This window comes from Maridesulfovibrio frigidus DSM 17176 (assembly GCF_000711735.1).
GTDB classification, from domain to species: Bacteria; Desulfobacterota; Desulfovibrionia; order Desulfovibrionales; family Desulfovibrionaceae; genus Maridesulfovibrio; species Maridesulfovibrio frigidus.
This window is the reverse complement of the sequence record NZ_JONL01000004.1, coordinates 66668-83835: the sequence shown is the minus strand read 5'-3', so window position 1 is coordinate 83835 and position 17168 is coordinate 66668. Positions and strand designations below refer to the sequence as shown.

Annotated in this window: 11 protein-coding genes; 4 read left to right on the top strand and 7 right to left on the bottom strand. The window is 40.1% G+C overall.

Annotated elements, in window-relative coordinates; translation table 11 throughout:
* Positions 1-112: 112 nt before the first annotated feature.
* Positions 113-2926 carry a DEAD/DEAH box helicase gene (locus tag BR06_RS0109610; RefSeq protein WP_051677005.1) on the top strand — a complete coding sequence of 938 codons (2814 nt, stop codon included), beginning with the start codon at positions 113-115 and terminating at the stop codon, positions 2924-2926.
* 103 nt (positions 2927-3029) lie between these two features.
* Here BR06_RS0109610 and BR06_RS0109605 read toward each other — a convergent pair whose 3' ends face one another.
* The 5 genes from BR06_RS0109605 to BR06_RS0109585 all read right to left on the bottom strand — a co-directional run bounded on the left by BR06_RS0109605 (position 3030) and on the right by BR06_RS0109585 (position 11406).
* The gene (locus BR06_RS0109605; RefSeq protein ID WP_031482388.1) at positions 3030-3833 is read right to left on the bottom strand and encodes a tetratricopeptide repeat protein; all 804 of its coding nucleotides are present in this window, start codon (positions 3831-3833) and stop codon (positions 3030-3032) included.
* A complete protein-coding gene (gyrA, locus tag BR06_RS0109600; protein WP_031482387.1) occupies positions 3830-6283 on the bottom strand; it encodes a DNA gyrase subunit A in 2454 nt (817 codons plus the stop codon). Before gyrA ends, BR06_RS0109605 begins: the two co-directional genes overlap by 4 nt.
* A gap of 128 nt (positions 6284-6411) precedes the next feature.
* Positions 6412-8805: a DNA topoisomerase (ATP-hydrolyzing) subunit B gene (gyrB, locus tag BR06_RS0109595; protein WP_031482377.1), complete on the bottom strand. Its 2394-nt coding sequence runs from the start codon at positions 8803-8805 to the stop codon at positions 6412-6414.
* Positions 8805-9968, bottom strand: coding sequence for a DNA polymerase III subunit beta (gene dnaN / locus BR06_RS0109590; protein ID WP_031482375.1), 1164 nt, complete (start codon positions 9966-9968; stop codon positions 8805-8807). Before dnaN ends, gyrB begins: the two co-directional genes overlap by 1 nt.
* Before the next feature lie 133 nt (positions 9969-10101).
* Complete coding sequence (locus tag BR06_RS0109585) at positions 10102-11406, bottom strand: DnaA ATPase domain-containing protein (RefSeq protein WP_031482373.1); 1305 nt, start codon at positions 11404-11406, stop codon at positions 10102-10104.
* Positions 11407-11658: 252 nt separating this feature from the next.
* Between BR06_RS0109585 and BR06_RS0109580 the strand changes: the two genes are divergently transcribed.
* Both BR06_RS0109580 and BR06_RS0109575 read left to right on the top strand, forming a co-directional pair.
* Positions 11659-12831, top strand: a complete 1173-nt coding sequence (locus tag BR06_RS0109580; protein WP_031482372.1) for a homocysteine biosynthesis protein — start codon at positions 11659-11661, stop codon at positions 12829-12831.
* A 298-nt stretch (positions 12832-13129) separates the two neighbouring features.
* The gene (locus tag BR06_RS0109575; protein WP_031482371.1) at positions 13130-14011 is read left to right on the top strand and encodes a DMT family transporter; all 882 of its coding nucleotides are present in this window, start codon (positions 13130-13132) and stop codon (positions 14009-14011) included.
* Between the two features lie 11 nt (positions 14012-14022).
* Here the strand turns inward: BR06_RS0109575 and BR06_RS0109570 are convergent, their stop codons facing one another.
* Positions 14023-15165 (bottom strand): geranylgeranyl reductase family protein, encoded by a 1143-nt coding sequence (locus BR06_RS0109570; protein WP_031482369.1) that lies wholly within the window; start codon positions 15163-15165, stop codon positions 14023-14025.
* A 120-nt stretch (positions 15166-15285) separates the two neighbouring features.
* On the opposite strand from BR06_RS0109570, the gene BR06_RS0109565 reads away from it, so the two are divergent.
* Complete coding sequence (locus tag BR06_RS0109565; protein WP_031482367.1) at positions 15286-15954, top strand: HAD family hydrolase; 669 nt, start codon at positions 15286-15288, stop codon at positions 15952-15954.
* Positions 15955-16002: 48 nt separating this feature from the next.
* On the opposite strand, the gene BR06_RS0109560 is transcribed toward BR06_RS0109565, so the two are convergent.
* Positions 16003-17106 (bottom strand): DUF362 domain-containing protein, encoded by a 1104-nt coding sequence (locus BR06_RS0109560; protein ID WP_031482365.1) that lies wholly within the window; start codon positions 17104-17106, stop codon positions 16003-16005.
* Positions 17107-17168: the final 62 nt, after the last annotated feature.

Sequence of the window (17168 nt, the reverse complement as noted above, 5' to 3'; positions counted from 1 at the left end):
CTAGGTATTGGAGTATGATTCTAAATTCTTCTTGAATCATAAACCGGAATACAATTTGACCCAGCAAGACAAAGTACAGGAATATATAAAATCACTTTTGGCTTCTCCAAATATGGGAGATCAAGTCGTTCACCATAGAGTGATTGACGGCAATACTGCTGTGTATGGTGAATCACGTCATAAATGGCCTAAGTCACTTGATGCTGTCATGAGTTTTCGCGATATTGAAAATCTTTATTCACATCAGGCCGAAGCTACCGACTACGCCAGGGCCGGAAGAAATGTTGTTGTCGCCACACCTACTGCGAGCGGTAAAACACTTACTTACAATCTTCCCGTTCTCGAGCAATGTTTGCGAGATCCAGATAGCCATGCCTTATATCTTTTTCCGCTCAAAGCATTAGCGCAGGATCAGCTCAAGACATTTAATGAGATGACCGCCCTTTTGCCTGAAAAAATCAGACCCGAAGCCGCAATTTATGATGGTGACACCACCCCGTATAAGCGCAAAAAAATACGCGATAATCCTCCTGCAGTAATTCTCACTAATCCTGAAATGCTCCACTTATCAATTCTGCCATATCACGAAAGATGGGCGCCATTTATCGCTGGACTTACTCATATTGTAGTGGATGAAGTTCATACATATCGGGGTGTGATGGGTTCACATATGGCTATGGTTTTCCGTAGATTACTTAGAATATGCAAATTTTATGGTGCTACTCCATCCTTCGTTTTTTCATCGGCAACGGTTGGTAATCCTGCTGCTCTATGCAATTCTCTAACTGGTCTTGATGTTCACGCTATAACTGAAAGCGGAGCCGCATCCGGCAAGCGTAATTTTGTTTTTTTCAATCCCGTAATAAGTCCTTCGAACGCCACTATTCAGCTCTTAAAAGCAGCGCTAGCTAGAGGATTACGCACAATTGTTTATACTCAGTCCCGCAAAATGACTGAGCTTATATCCATGTGGGTCACTGACAAGGCTGGAAAATATAAAGAGAAAATAAGCGCGTATAGAGCAGGATTTCTGCCGGAAGAAAGAAGAGAAATAGAGTCCAGAATGTCGTCTGGCGAATTGCTTGCTGTAATATCCACAAGCGCGCTTGAACTTGGAATTGATATTGGCGGACTCGATCTCTGCATTATGGTCGGATATCCCGGCTCAGTTATGGCTACTCTTCAACGTGGCGGAAGAGTTGGTAGATCCAATCAGGAATCAGCTGTTATCCTAGTCGGACAGGAAGATGCACTTGATCAATATTTCATGCGTCATCCAGAAAATTTTTTTTCACGGCCACCTGAAAATGCCGTATTGAATCCATATAATCCGGTCATTATGGAGAAGCATTTAATCTGCGCTGCATCAGAGCTAACTTTGCGCGAAGATGATTATCTCCTTAAGGATGACAAAATTAGAGATAGGGTGCTTGAACTAGAACAAGCTGGCGTACTTCTACGCAATAAACGCGGTGATGAAATATATTCCAAACGCAAACGGCCACATCGTGAAATATCCCTGCGCGGCGCAGGTAGTACCGTTCATATTCAAGATGTTGCCACTTCCGAACCAATCGGAACAATTGACGAAGTTAGAGCACATTCGGAAGCACACGAAGGCGCGGTTTATATTCATCGCGGAAATACCTATTGCATTCAAGAACTGGATTTAGCGGCAAAAATTATCAAAGCTGCGAAACAGCGAGTCGGATATTACACCCGCGCCCGTAAGAATAAATCGACAGAAATTTTAGAAGTATATTCGCAGAAAACAGTTTTCGGTATTGTTATGCGTTTTGGTAAACTAAAAGTTACCGAACAAGTAACAGGCTACGAAAAAAGGGCTGTGCGCGGCGGACAACTACTTGGTATAGTATCGCTAGATCTGCCTCCGGTTATATTTGAAACGCAAGGTTTATGGATGGAAATTTCATCTGAAATCAAGCGGAAAGCTGAGGACGATTTTATACATTTCATGGGTGGAATTCATGCTGTAGAACACGCTGCCATCGGGATACTTCCATTAATGGTATTAACGGATAGAAACGATCTCGGCGGTATTTCTACACCTATGCATGAACAGGTAGATGGACCGGCAGTATTTATTTATGATGGAATACCCGGCGGCGCGGGACTTACCATGCAAGCCTTTGAACAGGCGGAAGATCTGCTCACGCAAACCTTACAGATAGTTTTAGATTGTGAATGTGAACTTGGTTGCCCTACCTGCGTGCATTCCCCGAAATGCGGGTCCGGCAATCGTCCAATTGATAAAAGCGCGGCAATTTTCGTTCTACAAAATATGATTCACGGTGATACACCAAAAAATATTGAGGATAATAAAATGGGCCTTAGACTTTACGGCGAAGAAATAAAAAAAGAAGTAGTAGAGCCAAATAATTTTGGAGTGCTCGATGTGGAAACCAGAAGATCCGCACAAGAAGTAGGAGGCTGGAATAAAGCTGAACGCATGGGAATTTCCATCGCTGTACTATACGATTCTGAACAAGATAAATTTTTCAATTATGAACAACATCAGATACCGGAAATGATGGTCCATGTTCAAAAACTAGACCTAATAATCGGCTTTAATATTGATAGGTTTGATTATAAAGTGCTCTCTGGAGTGCATGCTTTTAATTACAAAGGATTAAACACTTTAGATCTACTAATTAAGGTCCATGAAAAGCTTGGATATCGATTGAAACTTGATAACATAGCGCAGGCAACATTAGATACAGCAAAAAGTGCTGACGGGCTTCAAGCTCTAGAATGGTGGAAAGAAGATAAGCTCGATCTTATTACAGAATATTGTACACAGGATGTTGCTGTAACAAGAGATGTTTATCTATTCGGAAAAGAGCACGGGTATGTTCTTTTTACTAATAAGGATAAGAAGATAGTGCGGTTGCCTATTGATTGGTAAAAAAATTACTACATAATAATTTTCTACCTCCAATAAAAAAAACGAACTTGTAAGGATTACTTACAAGTTCGTTTTTACTTTAATCTAATTTAGCCAGAACAACTTATCTCTTTTTACCAGATTCAAGCTTCTTCATATAATCTAATTTATACTGAACAGCATGTGGATTTGGATATGTATATAATATGCCTTCTAAAAGCTCTACTGCCTTCGTATATTCATGTTTCTGTTCATAAATATCAGCCAGCATAAATGATGCTTTAGCGTGCACATTTTCCGGCATATCTTTCATTATTATCATTTTTTTCAGCTCTAATTCAGCTCTTTCCCATGCCTGAATAAGAGTTAGAGTATGCGCCATTTCATAAAGAGCCTTCGCCTTAGTATCTGAATTTAGCGTTGTATCTGCAAGATCATTATACGTATAAATTGCTAAATCATAATTTCTCAATTTCCGAAAAGTCTGCGCTAGCAAAGTTCTGGTTGAATCAACCTGCTCAGGTGGCTGATTCGGAAATTCTAAGCTTTTTTCAAGTGCTTCCACTGCTAATTTATACTGGCCATTTCTTACATACATTTCAGCCAACTTACGTTTAAGTTCAGCTGCCAATTCTTTTTTATGACCGAATTCAAGGTACATAGCTTCTAAGAGAGAAGCACCTCTTTCAGTATCTTGGCGTACCTCAGAATCAATTTTCACTAGGTATTCCCAAGCTTCAAGCCTGTCTTTACCTTGCGGATTATTCTGAAGATATCTTTCGAAACCTTTTTCAGAATCAACATAAAAGCCGCTGATAAAATTCTGCCTAGCTTTTTCGATAGCTTCAGAACGATCACCAACAGGTTTCTCACACCCCTGAACCATAAGGATCAGGGATGCGAGAATTAATATCAACCATTGTCTCATGATTCGGTTTCGCTCTCATCAATTTCTGGCACTTCAATACCATCATCCATTACGAGATCAAATCCTACTGCATTATCATTATCGGCCATCTTAACAAGTCTTACGCCCTGAGTAGCTCTACCTACTAAGCTGACGTCTTTGACTCCAAGACGGATAATCTTATTACCAGAAGTAAGAAGCACAACTTCATCATCCGCAGATACCATGATGGAACCAAGAACCTTACCGGTCTTAGTGGTAACACGCATGCTGATGATACCTTTACCGCCTCGTGTCTGCAGGCGATGCTGTTCAATCTTGGTGCGTTTACCGTAACCGCCTTCGGATATGGTAAGGAGCTGAGTACGTTCTTCATCTCCAGTAACAACACCTGAAACAACTTCATCTTTAGGACGAAGAGCAATACCCTTCACACCGCTTGCGACGCGGCCCATGGAGCGAGCATCCTGACAGCTGAATCTGATTGAAGTTCCGTTCTTGGTAACAAGAATAGCTTCTGAATCAGCGCTGACCTGCTTGACAGTGATGAGCACATCATCCTCTTTCATTGCTACAGCGCGGATACCGGACTGTCTGCAATTACGATAAAGAGCAATGCTGGAACGTTTAATCATTCCTTTCTTGGTCACGAACAGGAAGAAGCGATCTTCTTCAAATTCACGCATAGTAAGTGCTGTTGCGATGGTTTCGTCTTTCTCCAAAGGCAACAAGTTAGCTATGTGTGCGCCACGTGCAATACGGCTAGCTTCGGGAACCTGATGTACTTTAATTTTAAACATCTTTCCTTTCGAAGTGAACAGTACCAGATACTGATGATTTGAAGTGGTCAGGAAAGTATGGATAAAGTCTCCATCCTTAGTCTGAACTCCCGCAATACCTTTTCCGCCTCGTTTCTGCTGATGATAGTTAGAAAGAGGTGTACGCTTAATGTATCCGCGTCTGGATAGGGTAATTACTGCATCATCATCAGGAATGAGATCTTCGATATCGATATCATTTGGATTCTGATCGAGAAGTACTGTTTTACGCGGTGTTGAGTAATTTTCTTTAATCTCAGTCAGTTCATCACGTATTACAGATTTAAGAACTTCTTCATTTTCCAAAATAGATTTGAAGTATTCAATCTTTTTGAGGATTTCAGCATATTCTTCAAGAATTTTTTCATGCTCAAGATTAGTAAGTCTCTGCAATCTCATGTCGAGAATAGCTTGAGCCTGTACTTTCGAAAACTCAAAACGAGCCATAAGCCCGAGTCTAGCTTCGTCACCATTGCTTGATGCTCTGATGATTTTTACAACTTCATCAATATTATCAAGAGCAATTCTCAAACCTTCTAGGATATGAGCACGCTTTTCGCATTTATCAAGGTCAAACCTTGTGCGTCTGATAATAACTTCCCTGCGATGTTCAAGGAAGAAGCTAAGTACCTGTTTCAGGTTCATGAGCATTGGTCTGTTTCCAGATACTGCCATCATGTTGATACCGAAACTGGTTTCAAGCTGTGTGAATTTGTAAAGTGAATTTATGATGATATCAGCTATTGCGCCTCGTTTTAGATCAATAACAATGCGAATACCTTTACGGTCAGATTCATCACGAAGATCAGAAACACCTTCGATTCTGCCTTCACCAATCAGCAGCGCAATTTTTTCAACTAGACTGGATTTGTTAAGAGCATAAGGAATTTCGCTGACAACGATACTTTGACGACCGTTTTTAAGTTCTTCAACAGCAACAACACCGCGAATCTTAATACTTCCGCGGCCTGTTTTATACGCTTCTTCAAGTCCTTTCCCACCGAAGCAAAGAGCCGCAGTAGGAAAGTCAGGACCTTTAATGTGAACCATAAGATCATCAATTGTACACTCGGGAGCGTCCAGAAGATGCAAAGTTCCATTTAAAAGCTCACGTAAATTGTGAGGAGGAATATTTGTGGCCATACCAACTGCGATACCAGTTGTACCATTCAGCAGAAGGTTAGGAACTTTTGTAGGTAGAACAGTCGGTTCTTGCAGAGAGTTATCATAGTTGTCTCTGAAATCGACTGTATTTTTTTCAAGGTCAGCCAGGAACTCTGAACTTAACCTTGTCATTCTGGATTCAGTATAACGCATCGCAGCCGCTGCATCACCATCAATGGAACCGAAGTTACCCTGACCGTCTACAAGCGGATCGCGCATAGAAAATCCCTGCGCCATACGTACTAAAGCATCATAAACAGCAGAATCACCATGTGGGTGATACTTACCAATTACGTCACCGACGATACGGGCAGATTTTTTGTATGATCTGTTATAATGGTTTCCAAGTTCATGCATTGCGTAAAGAATACGTCTATGAACCGGCTTTAGACCATCTCTTACGTCAGGGATAGCTCGCCCTATGATGACGCTTAGAGAATACTCTAAGTACGATTTTTTAAGTTCTTCTTCGATAGTAATCTGAGCCACTGTTGTCCTCCGATTGAAAACGGAAATTAGGCTGACTTAAAACATATGTTTTTATGAGAAAACTCACACCCATATGTTTTAAATATCCTGTGTAAAATCAAATATATAATATTTATTTCTAGCAGAAACTAAATATCAAGCTCTTGGACGGCAAGAGCATTTCTTTCAATAAATTCTCTGCGCGGTTCAACGTTATCACCCATGAGATCCATGAATATTTCGTTAGCACCAACTGCGTCTTCGATAGTTACCTGCAGCATGGTTCTTTTGTCAGGATCCATTGTAGTTTCCCACAACTGCTCAGGGTTCATTTCACCCAGACCTTTGTAGCGCTGAAGATTAATGCCCTTGTAGGCTTCTTCCATGACAGCATCCAGCAAATTAAATATTCCGGTAACTTGAGTAACATTTTCGCCGCGTAACACTGCGAATTCATTACCTGCGCATTCTGTGGTGATATTGCTGTGCGTATCGTATGAATATCTGAAGAGTTTTGAATTAAAGAATTCAACAGCAAGCTTATTGCGGTTTCCATTTTCATTTTCAAAAGTAACGTAAACACGCTCTTCGCCATCATCATCTTCACGATCGATATCAACTTTAAAACCAGCTACAGCCATTTTTTCTATGAACTCAGCTGTATCTCCATCATTGAAAAATTCTGGAGTAATTTTAGAATAGTAGCTTATCAAAGCGACAAAAAGCTTATCAGCAACACCCATGTTCATTGCTTCAAATATTTTCTGCTTGATGAAACGAATATCGTCAAGAAGAGGCGTTAAAGTCTCCTGATGATATTCTTTGTCATTGCTTGCTTTGATGGTAATATCTTTTGAAACTCTTTCAATCAGCAAACTGTAAAGCTCAGCATCATCCTTAATAAATTTCTCAAATTTACCTTTGGCTATTCTGTAAAGAGGAGGCTGTGCAATGTACAAATGGCCTCGCCTAATCAGCTCTTCATACTGTCTGAAAAAGAAAGTCAAAAGAAGCGTACGAATGTGAGATCCATCAACATCAGCATCAGTCATAATTACGACTTTATGATACCTTAGTTTATCGAAATCCTTATCGTTTTCTTCCTGCCCGATCCCTATCCCCATAGCTGTGATCATGGCACGAATTTCTTTGTTACCGAGCATTTTGTCAAAGCGGGTTTTTTCGACATTCAGAATTTTACCTCTGAGTGGAAGAATCGCCTGATGTTTCGGGTTACGACCCTGCTTAGCTGAACCGCCAGCGGAATCTCCCTCAACTATGAAAAGTTCACTTTCAGAAGGGTCCTTGCTCTGACAATCGGCAAGTTTACCGGGAAGTGAATGATCAGAAAGAGCGCCCTTTCTACGAACAAGATCACGAGCCTTTCTGGCTGCGTCTCTGGCTCTTGCCGCATCAACAACTTTTTCGACTATTGCTTTAGCATCTTTGGGATTTTCCTGAAAATATGATGACAGTTTGTCGTAAACCATCGCTCCGACAATACCCGTCATTTCAGAGTTACCAAGTTTTGTTTTGGTCTGCCCTTCAAACTGCGGATCGGAAAGTTTAACACTAAGCACCGCAATCAAACCTTCACGAACATCATCACCTGAGAGCTTCTGTTTCAGCTTCTTAGGCAAATCTGAATTCTGAATATAATTATTAATAGCTCTGGTCAGCCCACCTTTAAAACCAGCAAGATGAGTTCCGCCTTCTACAGTGCGGATATTGTTGGCAAAGGTGTTGGTATTTTCTTTAAAAGCTGTGTTGTATTGCAAGGCAAGTTCAGTAACAACATTATCAACTTCTGAGTAAGCATAAACAATCTCACTAACAGCTGTCTGACCTTTGTTAAGGTCTTTGACAAACTCAATAATCCCGCCTTCAGCTTTAAAGCTTGCTTTCTCACTGGTTCTTTCATCGAGGAAATCGATTTGTAAACCTTTGTTCAGGTAAGCAAGTTCCTGAAAACGTTTTCTTAAGGTATTGAAATCATACTGATTAGTTTCAAAAATCTGCTCATCAGGTCTGAAACGGATAGTTGTTCCTGTTGTAACTGCGTCACCTATGCACTCAAGTGCGGCAGTTGGAACTCCTCGTATATACGACTGACGATACATTTTACCGTCGCGCCTTACCGTGGCCTCAAGATGTTCCGAAAGAGCGTTTACACATGACACTCCGACCCCGTGAAGGCCACCTGAGACTTTGTAGGCATCGTTATCGAACTTACCACCGGCATGAAGAACGGTCATTACGATCTCAAGAGCCGGTTTTTTTTCTTTCGGATGCATATCGACTGGAATACCACGACCGTCATCTGAAACAGTAACGCTGTTGTCCATATGAAGTTTGACTTTAATCTTTGAGCAATATCCGCCCATAGCTTCGTCAATGGAGTTATCCACAACTTCGTAAACAAGGTGATGCAGACCTCTGGTATCGGTTGAACCGATATACATGGCCGGTCTTTTTCTTACAGCTGCAAGTCCCTCAAGGACCGTGATCGAGTCGGCTGTATAAGTATCTTTATTCTGAGCCATTAAACATCTTCCTCGCTGTAGTAAGTCTCTTCCTGAACCTTCATAGGCATAACAATGACGAGATATTCGTTGTCCTCATCACCGCTTAAACCACAAGGAGCTTCAGATCCGGTCAAAGTAAAGCTAATTTTCCCAGATTGAAAATGACCGAGGATCTCGATCAGGTTCTTTGTGGGAAATGCAATACGTTCCATTTCACCGCTGAAATCAACTTCAATGGATTCTGTTGCAGTTCCAACTTCCTGTCCCTGACTGAAGAGAATAAGCTCACCAGGATTAAACATGAAAGAAGCACAACGATTGGAATCAGTGTTGAAAATAGAAATTCGGTCAAGAGCATTTGAAAGCTCTGATTTTTCTATTTTCATACGTGAGACATCATCGTCGTTAAGCTTTGACAGAAAATTTTTGTAATTTGGATACTGGTAATAGCTGAGAGGCATGCTGAAAGTTTCTTTACCATCAGCTGTTTTGAAAAATAGTCTTTTTTCGACTAGAGACATTTCAATTTCATCAGCTGTCAGCCATTTTTTAAGCTCAGCAAGATATTTCTTCTGAACGAGAATGCCATCTTCAGGAAGAATCGCATGAATGTCATCATTGAAAAATTTAAGTCTAGCGAACTGATGCCCGTTTAGACCACATGCTTCAATGTATTTTCCGTTTTCATCAGAAGAAGGGACAATGTTCATACAAGCGATTGCTTCCATGCTGTCTTCATCGCTGATGCAGAATGCGATACGCTCGATGATTTCAAGTAAGAAATCACCTGACCAGAATACAGCGCCTTCTGCTGGAAAAGTAGAAAACTTCTGAAACCAAGTTGGATCGTTTACTGGAAGTTTGTATTTTCTTGATCCCTGCTCAACCAAAATACTTGATCCATCAGGATCAGTTTTGATTACGAGTTCACCTGAAGGCAATTTTCTTACCAGTTCATAGAATGCTCTTCCCTGAACTCCAGCAAGACCCTCTTCGATAATTTCAGCTGGGTATGTTCCGCAAAATTCTAAATTAGAATCAGTGGACATAATCCGTAAACTGCCTTCCTCACTTTTCAGCCAAATTGTCCGCAAATATGCAGCTCCTGTTTTGGCTGGAATGATGCTGGCGGATTTCTGGAGTCCCTCGATCACTTCGTCCCTATTCACCTTTAAATACATTATATTCTCCTTGTAAATTTAATAAGCTTCGTTCGTATGTTTCTTACTCGCATAAAACTCTAGAAACATTGAATAATTTATAGACATTCAGTGTTGTTCAATTTGAACATATAGACACTGTTTTTTAACTTGTTCAGTTTGAAACACGTAATAGACACATATCCTTCAATTCTATCAACAGCCTTTTCAAAACCTTATCATACCTCTGTAATTCTTGTATTTTTTTAACCGAATATAGGACTGTACTGTGATCTTTGCCCCCAAAGACCCTTCCGAGTGCCGGATAGGATATTCCCAAAAGGTCTCTGCAAAGGTACATTGCAATCTGTCTTGCATGAGCCGTAATCTTGTGCCTTTTGCTACCTGTCAGGTCTGAAGGTTTGAGGTTAAAATGAGTTGAAACAGACTTGATAATAAACTCTGGAGTGAGTTTCTCCTCTGTTTTTTCTTCCGTGTTGTTCAGAATATTTTCAAAATCTCTATCATCCATATTCTTGCGTACAAGTTCTCTGAATGCAGTGAGCTTGATAAGTATACCTTGAAGATATCTGAAATCCTGAAATCTTTGAGACAGAGTTAAAATTTGATCCTTAGTCAACGGAAGCTTCTTAAGTTTACACTGTCTCTGGATGTAGTGTGCTCTTATTTCAAGGTCAGGGCGCTTGAGAGTGACTATTAAACCCCATTCCAACCTGGACTTAAGGTTAGGGTCTAAAAAGTCGTAGGAGGCTAATTTATCAGAGCAACTGAAAACCATCTGTTTTCCATTCTCGTAAAAATTATTGAAAATAGAAATAAGTTCCTGCTGGAGTTTATCGTATTTTCTAATTTGCTTAAGGTCATCAAGGAAGAAGTAGTCAAACTCAAAAAAGTAATTTCTTGCTCGGATAAGATCTCCGCCGAAACGGACAGAGTAAATATTTTGAATATCATCTATGTTTCCAAGGAAAATTTTATCGCGATTAATTTTTTTGCTTATCTCATTCGCTATAGCTTTCAGTAGGTGTGATTTACCAGAACCACTTTTACCGCAGATAATAAAAGGGTTGAAAGCTACATTTTCAACTCTGGTCACTTCTTTTGCGGAAGCCAAAGGAAAGTAATTCTTTTTACTTGTCAGGAAGTTTTCAAATGTAAATTTATGACCGAAGGGGAAATCAATTTTTTTGGTATCAGATATTTTTACGGCAGGCTGGGATCCGGAAGAGCCTTTATTTAAATACGAAACAGAAAAACCGCTTCCTAGAAAAAGTCCAAGTTGCTCTTCAAACTTATCTTGAATGCTGCTTTTGAACCATTGACCGAAAAAAGCATGTGGAAAAGTAACCATGACAAATCCTGTGTCATCGGAAACTTCGATGCTAATAGGGTCAAACCAGCGTATTAAGTCTGAATCAGAGCAAGTATTCAGAAGGTTATTTCTTAGTTCGTTTTTCACGTGATTTTTATTTTTTATACCAGTGCTATATCTAGTTGAAATTTATGTAAAAAATAATGATTTATTTTTCTCTCAAAAGCCACTCGTTCTTATACATTAAAAGAAAGCTTTAGCCAAGATAGATATGGCTCTAAAACCATTTTAAAAGGGGTTGGCTGTATAAAATTCATTTTAAAATTAAAATTGCATTAAGAGGGCTTTTAAGACACAATCTCGGTTCTTCTTAATCTTAATCAAAATGGAGTCTTTTCAATGGCGAAGACCTTTGAAGTCAATAAGACTATAAAAGAAATAAACGAGCGCATTAAAAATGGTAAAGCTGTAGTCGTCAACGCTGAAGAAATGGTCGAAATCGTCCGTTCTAAGGGCAAAGTTGAAGCAGCTAAAGAAATAGATGTTGTAACAACGGGTACTTTCTCACCCATGTGTTCTTCTGGGTTATTGTTCAATATTGGACAGGAACCGCCTACTATGAAGACTTCACAGGTGTGGTTGAACAATGTTCCATGTTATGCAGGAATTGCCGCTGCAGACTCTTATATCGGTGTTACAGAGCCTGCTGAAGATGATCCGCTTAATAAAGTTTACCCAGGTAGATTTGCTTACGGTGGCGGCCATGTAATCGAAGATTTGATTGCAGGTAAGACTGTTCGTCTTAAGGCGAAGGGATACGGGACTGACTGTTATCCTCGTAAAGAGATTGAAAAAGACATTACACTGAAAGATTTACCTAACGCCGTTATGTTTAACCCCCGTAATTGTTATCAAAATTACAATTGCGCAGTTAATATGACCAGTCGTACAATACACACGTATATGGGGCCTCTTAAAGCTAATCAGCGTAACGCAAATTACGCTACAGCCGGCCAGCTTTCACCACTTTTCAATGATCCATATTTAAAGACTATCGGTTTAGGTACACGCATCTTTTTGGCAGGAGCTAAAGGATATGTAATCGGAGCGGGAACTCAGCATGTTAAAAACCCAGCTCGTAACGAAAGAGGTATACCTCTTGGCGGGTCTGGAACTCTTATGATTAAGGGTGATTTGGAAGGCATGGACCCACGTTATTTCCGCGGGCTAAGCTTTCAGGGATATGGCTGTACAGCTTCTGTCGGTATAGGAATTCCAATTCCGATTCTTAACGAAGAAATGGCATGGTTCACCGGAGTATCTGATGCAGATATTCAGATGCCGGTAAAAGATTACGGTTACGACTATCCTAACGGGGTTGGACGTGCTCTTGCTCATGTTACTTTTGAAGAACTTAAATCAGGTGAAATAACTGTGAATGGTAAGGTTATTCCAACTGTTCCAATGACAAGTCATGTTATGTCACTTGAAATTGCTGATAAGCTCAAATCATGGATTCAGAAAGGAGATTTCCTTTTAACTGAGCCTGTTGATGAAATTGAGTCTACATAAGACAACTTAGTTTTAAGCAATTACAATTTATTCTGACTTCATAAAAAATCCAGAATATTGCACAATATAAACGTGCAGTATTCTGGATTTTTATTATTTATTACTATTACTAGTTATTCAGTCTTATCAGTATGTTGAGATGTTTATTTATCTTGAAAATCAGTTTTAATAATTATTAATTAAGTAGTAAATATTTGAGGCATAAATATAAATTTTGGCAGTACTTTTTTTCTTGCAGAATTAAATTATTACAGTCATTCTCGCTCTTCATTTTTAACTACAACCAAAATTATAATAAATGCAGTCTAAAAATATAAAAGCAGATGTGTTGTTACTCATAACAGCAATGATTTGGGGAGCCGCCTTCGTAGCTCAGAGAGTAGGTATGGACTATGTCGGTCCATTTACTTTTAATGCTGTTCGTTTTGCTCTCGGTGCGTTTGCACTTCTTCCACTCATCTACAGACTTGATAGTGAAAAAAAGAAAGACGGTACTTACAAAAAATTGGATATGAATCAGTTTTTTAAAGGCAGTATTATTGCCGGATCAGCACTATTTTTAGGGTCTACATTGCAACAGTGGGGACTTGTTTACACCACTGCTGGAAATGCTGGATTTATTACAGGTATGTATGTTGTGTTTGTCCCTATTATGGGGCTTTTCTTTAAGCAGAAAACAGGTCTTCCAACATGGGTAGGTGTCGTTCTGGCGGTAGTCGGGATGTATCTACTGAGTGTGAATGAAGGATTTAATATAGCTTTCGGTGATCTACTCGTTCTGATCAGTGCATTTTTCTGGGCCGGACATGTAATTGTAATATCGCTTATTTCTTCTAGAATTGACCCAATAAAATTTGCAAGCGGTCAATTTGTAGTATGTTCAATATTTAGTTTTATAGGCGTATTTATGGTCGAAGAAGTGACCCTGAGCGGTATATACGCCGGAGCTATTCCGATCCTTTACGGAGGGTTAATGTCCGTTGGAGTTGCGTATACTTTGCAGGTTATAGCTCAGCAAGACGCAAAACCTGCTCATGCCGCAATAATACTAAGCTTAGAGTCAGTATTTGCCGCAGTAGCAGGGTGGCTGTTGCTCGGAGAAACGCTAACAATTCAAGGTCTATTCGGTTGTGGACTGATGCTTTGCGGAATGCTTGTTTCTCAGATTAAGTCGAAATAGGATTGGGTGAGTTAATCCCACTTCTTTTTCAATAAAAACTTGTAAGAGCGAATACCGTGAATCATTTCTGCGAGCATTGCTGGTAATGATTTAAACGCGATTTTGAACGAAACGTGTTTAAGTAATTTTTGTGAATAGAATAAAGTCCAGCGCAGCCTGTTTGAATAGATAATTTCGGGGAAAATGTATTTTTGTAACCTTGGGATGTAGAATTGAGCGGGATCTTTGTTTTCGACTATGCCTTTTGCGATGGCTTCTGCGGCGTATCTTCCTGTTTGTAGCGCGTAGAATATTCCTTCCCCGAAAAGTGGCTCGACAAGTCCGGCGGCGTCACCTGCTAATATGGTTCTGCCGTAGCATGGATCTTTGATGTAGTTTCCGTATGGAAGCGGGAATCCTTGCAGTGGAATTGAGTATGGATCTTCGACGCCCTGACTTTTCAGGAAATTCATGAAGGTCTCTTTGAAATTTGTAGTACAGCGATTGAGACTGCCTATTCCTACCACAACCTTGTCTTTTGCCGGAAAAACCCAGATATAACCTGCTTTGAGGCAACCTATGTATAGTTCAGGCCATTTGACTTCGCGTGGATAATCCTTTGCATCGAAAGTTATTTCGATGGTGGACGCCATGTTTTCCCGCCATGCTTTTTTATCGTAGGGAACAAATTTGCGGACAGTGGAATTTACACCATCTGTCCCTAATAGGTATTTACCTTTGAAAATTTTATTACTTTTGGTCTTTATTTCTGCATCTTGGTAATTACAGTGGACTATTTCTTCAGAGGTAAAAATCTCGGCCCCGGCATTTGCAGCTTTTTTAAGAAGAAAGTAGTCAAAGGTTTCTCTGTTCACGAAACGGAAAGGGACTGGTGATGCACCATCTTGTATTTTTTTGTCGCGGTAATAGACTGAATATTCGGCGGATTCGTATTCGATAAGGCCTTCATCAATTATGCATTGTTCATCGCAGTCATATATTTTTTCCAGAGTTTTCATGGTCTTGTGGGTAATTAGTCCACCACAGAGTTTTTTTCTAGGGAATTCCGCCTTGTCGATAATAGCTACTTTAAAGCCTTTCTTAGCGAGGATATATGCAGCTGAAGATCCGGCTGGACCTCCTCCTGCGATAATTACATCATATTTACCTGACACTATAACTCCTGACAAAAACATATATTAAGAATAAATTTGTTCGAACATGCTTAGCTTTCATAACCCTGAGAAAGACCCTTTCGCAAGCAACACTGTAAAGATATTTAAAAATAGAAAACTATGAATAAGATTGAAGGTATTATTTTCGACTTTGATGGAACGTTGGCTGAGCTGACAATTGATTTTGATGAGATGAAAAAAAGGCTTAAAGCTTTGGGCAGGGCTTTTATAGATCCGCTACCAGAAACAGATAATCTACCAGCTCTGGAATGGGTGGATTATATTGCAAGTTGTCTTTCTATTGATGATTCTGATCTGGGAAAAGAGTTCCATACAAGGTGCAGATTCCTAATTATTTCAATGGAATTGGAAGCTGCCAGACATGGTAAATTATTTCCATTTACTCACCCTTTGCTGATTGAATTGCGACAGTCTGGAATCAAGATAGGAATCATAACACGTAATACATCATCAGCAGTTAAGACCATGCTGCCGGATATTGAAAAGCTATGCGGTTGCTTTCTTTCCCGTGAAGATGTTGAAAATGTTAAGCCGCATCCAGATCATATTCAAAAAGCACTGGGGATCATAAATCTATCTCCCGCGAATGCACTGATGGTGGGCGATCATCCTATCGATATTGAAACAGGAGAGAGAGCAGGCACCCGAACGGCGGCAGTAGCTACTGGTAGAATATCGTTTGAGGACCTGAAAAAGTCTAATCCAGATTTCATAGCAAAAGATTGCGCTGAATTAATGACTATTCTGCGAAAAGATAAATTATTATAGATCTATGATCAAATATTTTCCTGCAATGGTCGAGGAAACAAAATTATTCTAGATGTTAATAAGCGTATATTTTCTTGAACCAAGTCCAATTTCTTCTGCGTAATCCAGTCCGAAATATTTAGGTGTACTTGGGGCGAGTGCTCTGAACTTTTCATCACCGGAATTAAGGCCATTTGGTAATTTGCTCGGGTAGATAGGCGGAGCGTCATTGATCATATCAAGTGATGCCTGATCAATAGCGACAGGATCTGATGAAATCATAATGCCAAGATCAGGACAGATCGGTGTATCCGTATATCCGTGGCAATCACACTCTGGTGAAATATTCGTAAGGAAATTGATGTGAATGGCAGGTTTTTTAAAGTTATCTAAAATTGCCTTGTTATATTCAATCAGGCGGTTGGTGAACTCAACTACATCTGTCTTCCAGTCAATGATGATAGCGTCATGTTTGCAGGAAAGGAAACAGCGGCCGCAGCCAGTGCAGTTTCCAATCATTGAAATGCGGCTATTGATATCAAGTTGAAGAGCATTTGCAGCGCATTCGGAAATACAAACCTTGCATCCCGTACATTTTTCCGCGACCAGCTTTGGCCCGGTGGTGATGTGAATGTGCATTTTACCACGTTTGGAAGCACATCCCATACCGATATTTTTTATGGCCGCACCATATCCGGCAAGACCATGGCCTTTAACGTGATTAACAGTAACGAGCATGTCAGATTCCATTATTGAACCGCCGACATATGCTTCAGAAATATATTTACCTTCATAAGGAATGGTAACTTCGTGCTCGCCTTTTAATCCATCCGCAATGATAACTGGCGCACCGATATTGTTAGGATCATATCCGTGCCGTGCGGCAACAAGAGCGTGAGAAACAGATTCTCCTCTGTCGCCGACGTATAAAGTATTGGTGTCAGTGAAAAAAGGTTTAGTCCCAGATTTCAAAAGAAAATCTACAAGCGGCCGTAGATTAACAGGATTTATGTATCCGGTATTTCCGCTTTCCCCAAAGTGAACTTTAAGAGCAACAAGATCACCTTCGTCAACAATAGAATCCAGACCAGACTTACTCAATAAACGCTCAATTTTTTTACTATACGGCGCATTGGGAGTAGTTCTTAAATTCCAGAAAAATACGTCTGACATAATCTCACCTTGCTGACTCGCTAAAAAGTTTTGAAGGGGTCCAGGGGAAAACTTCTTCAAAA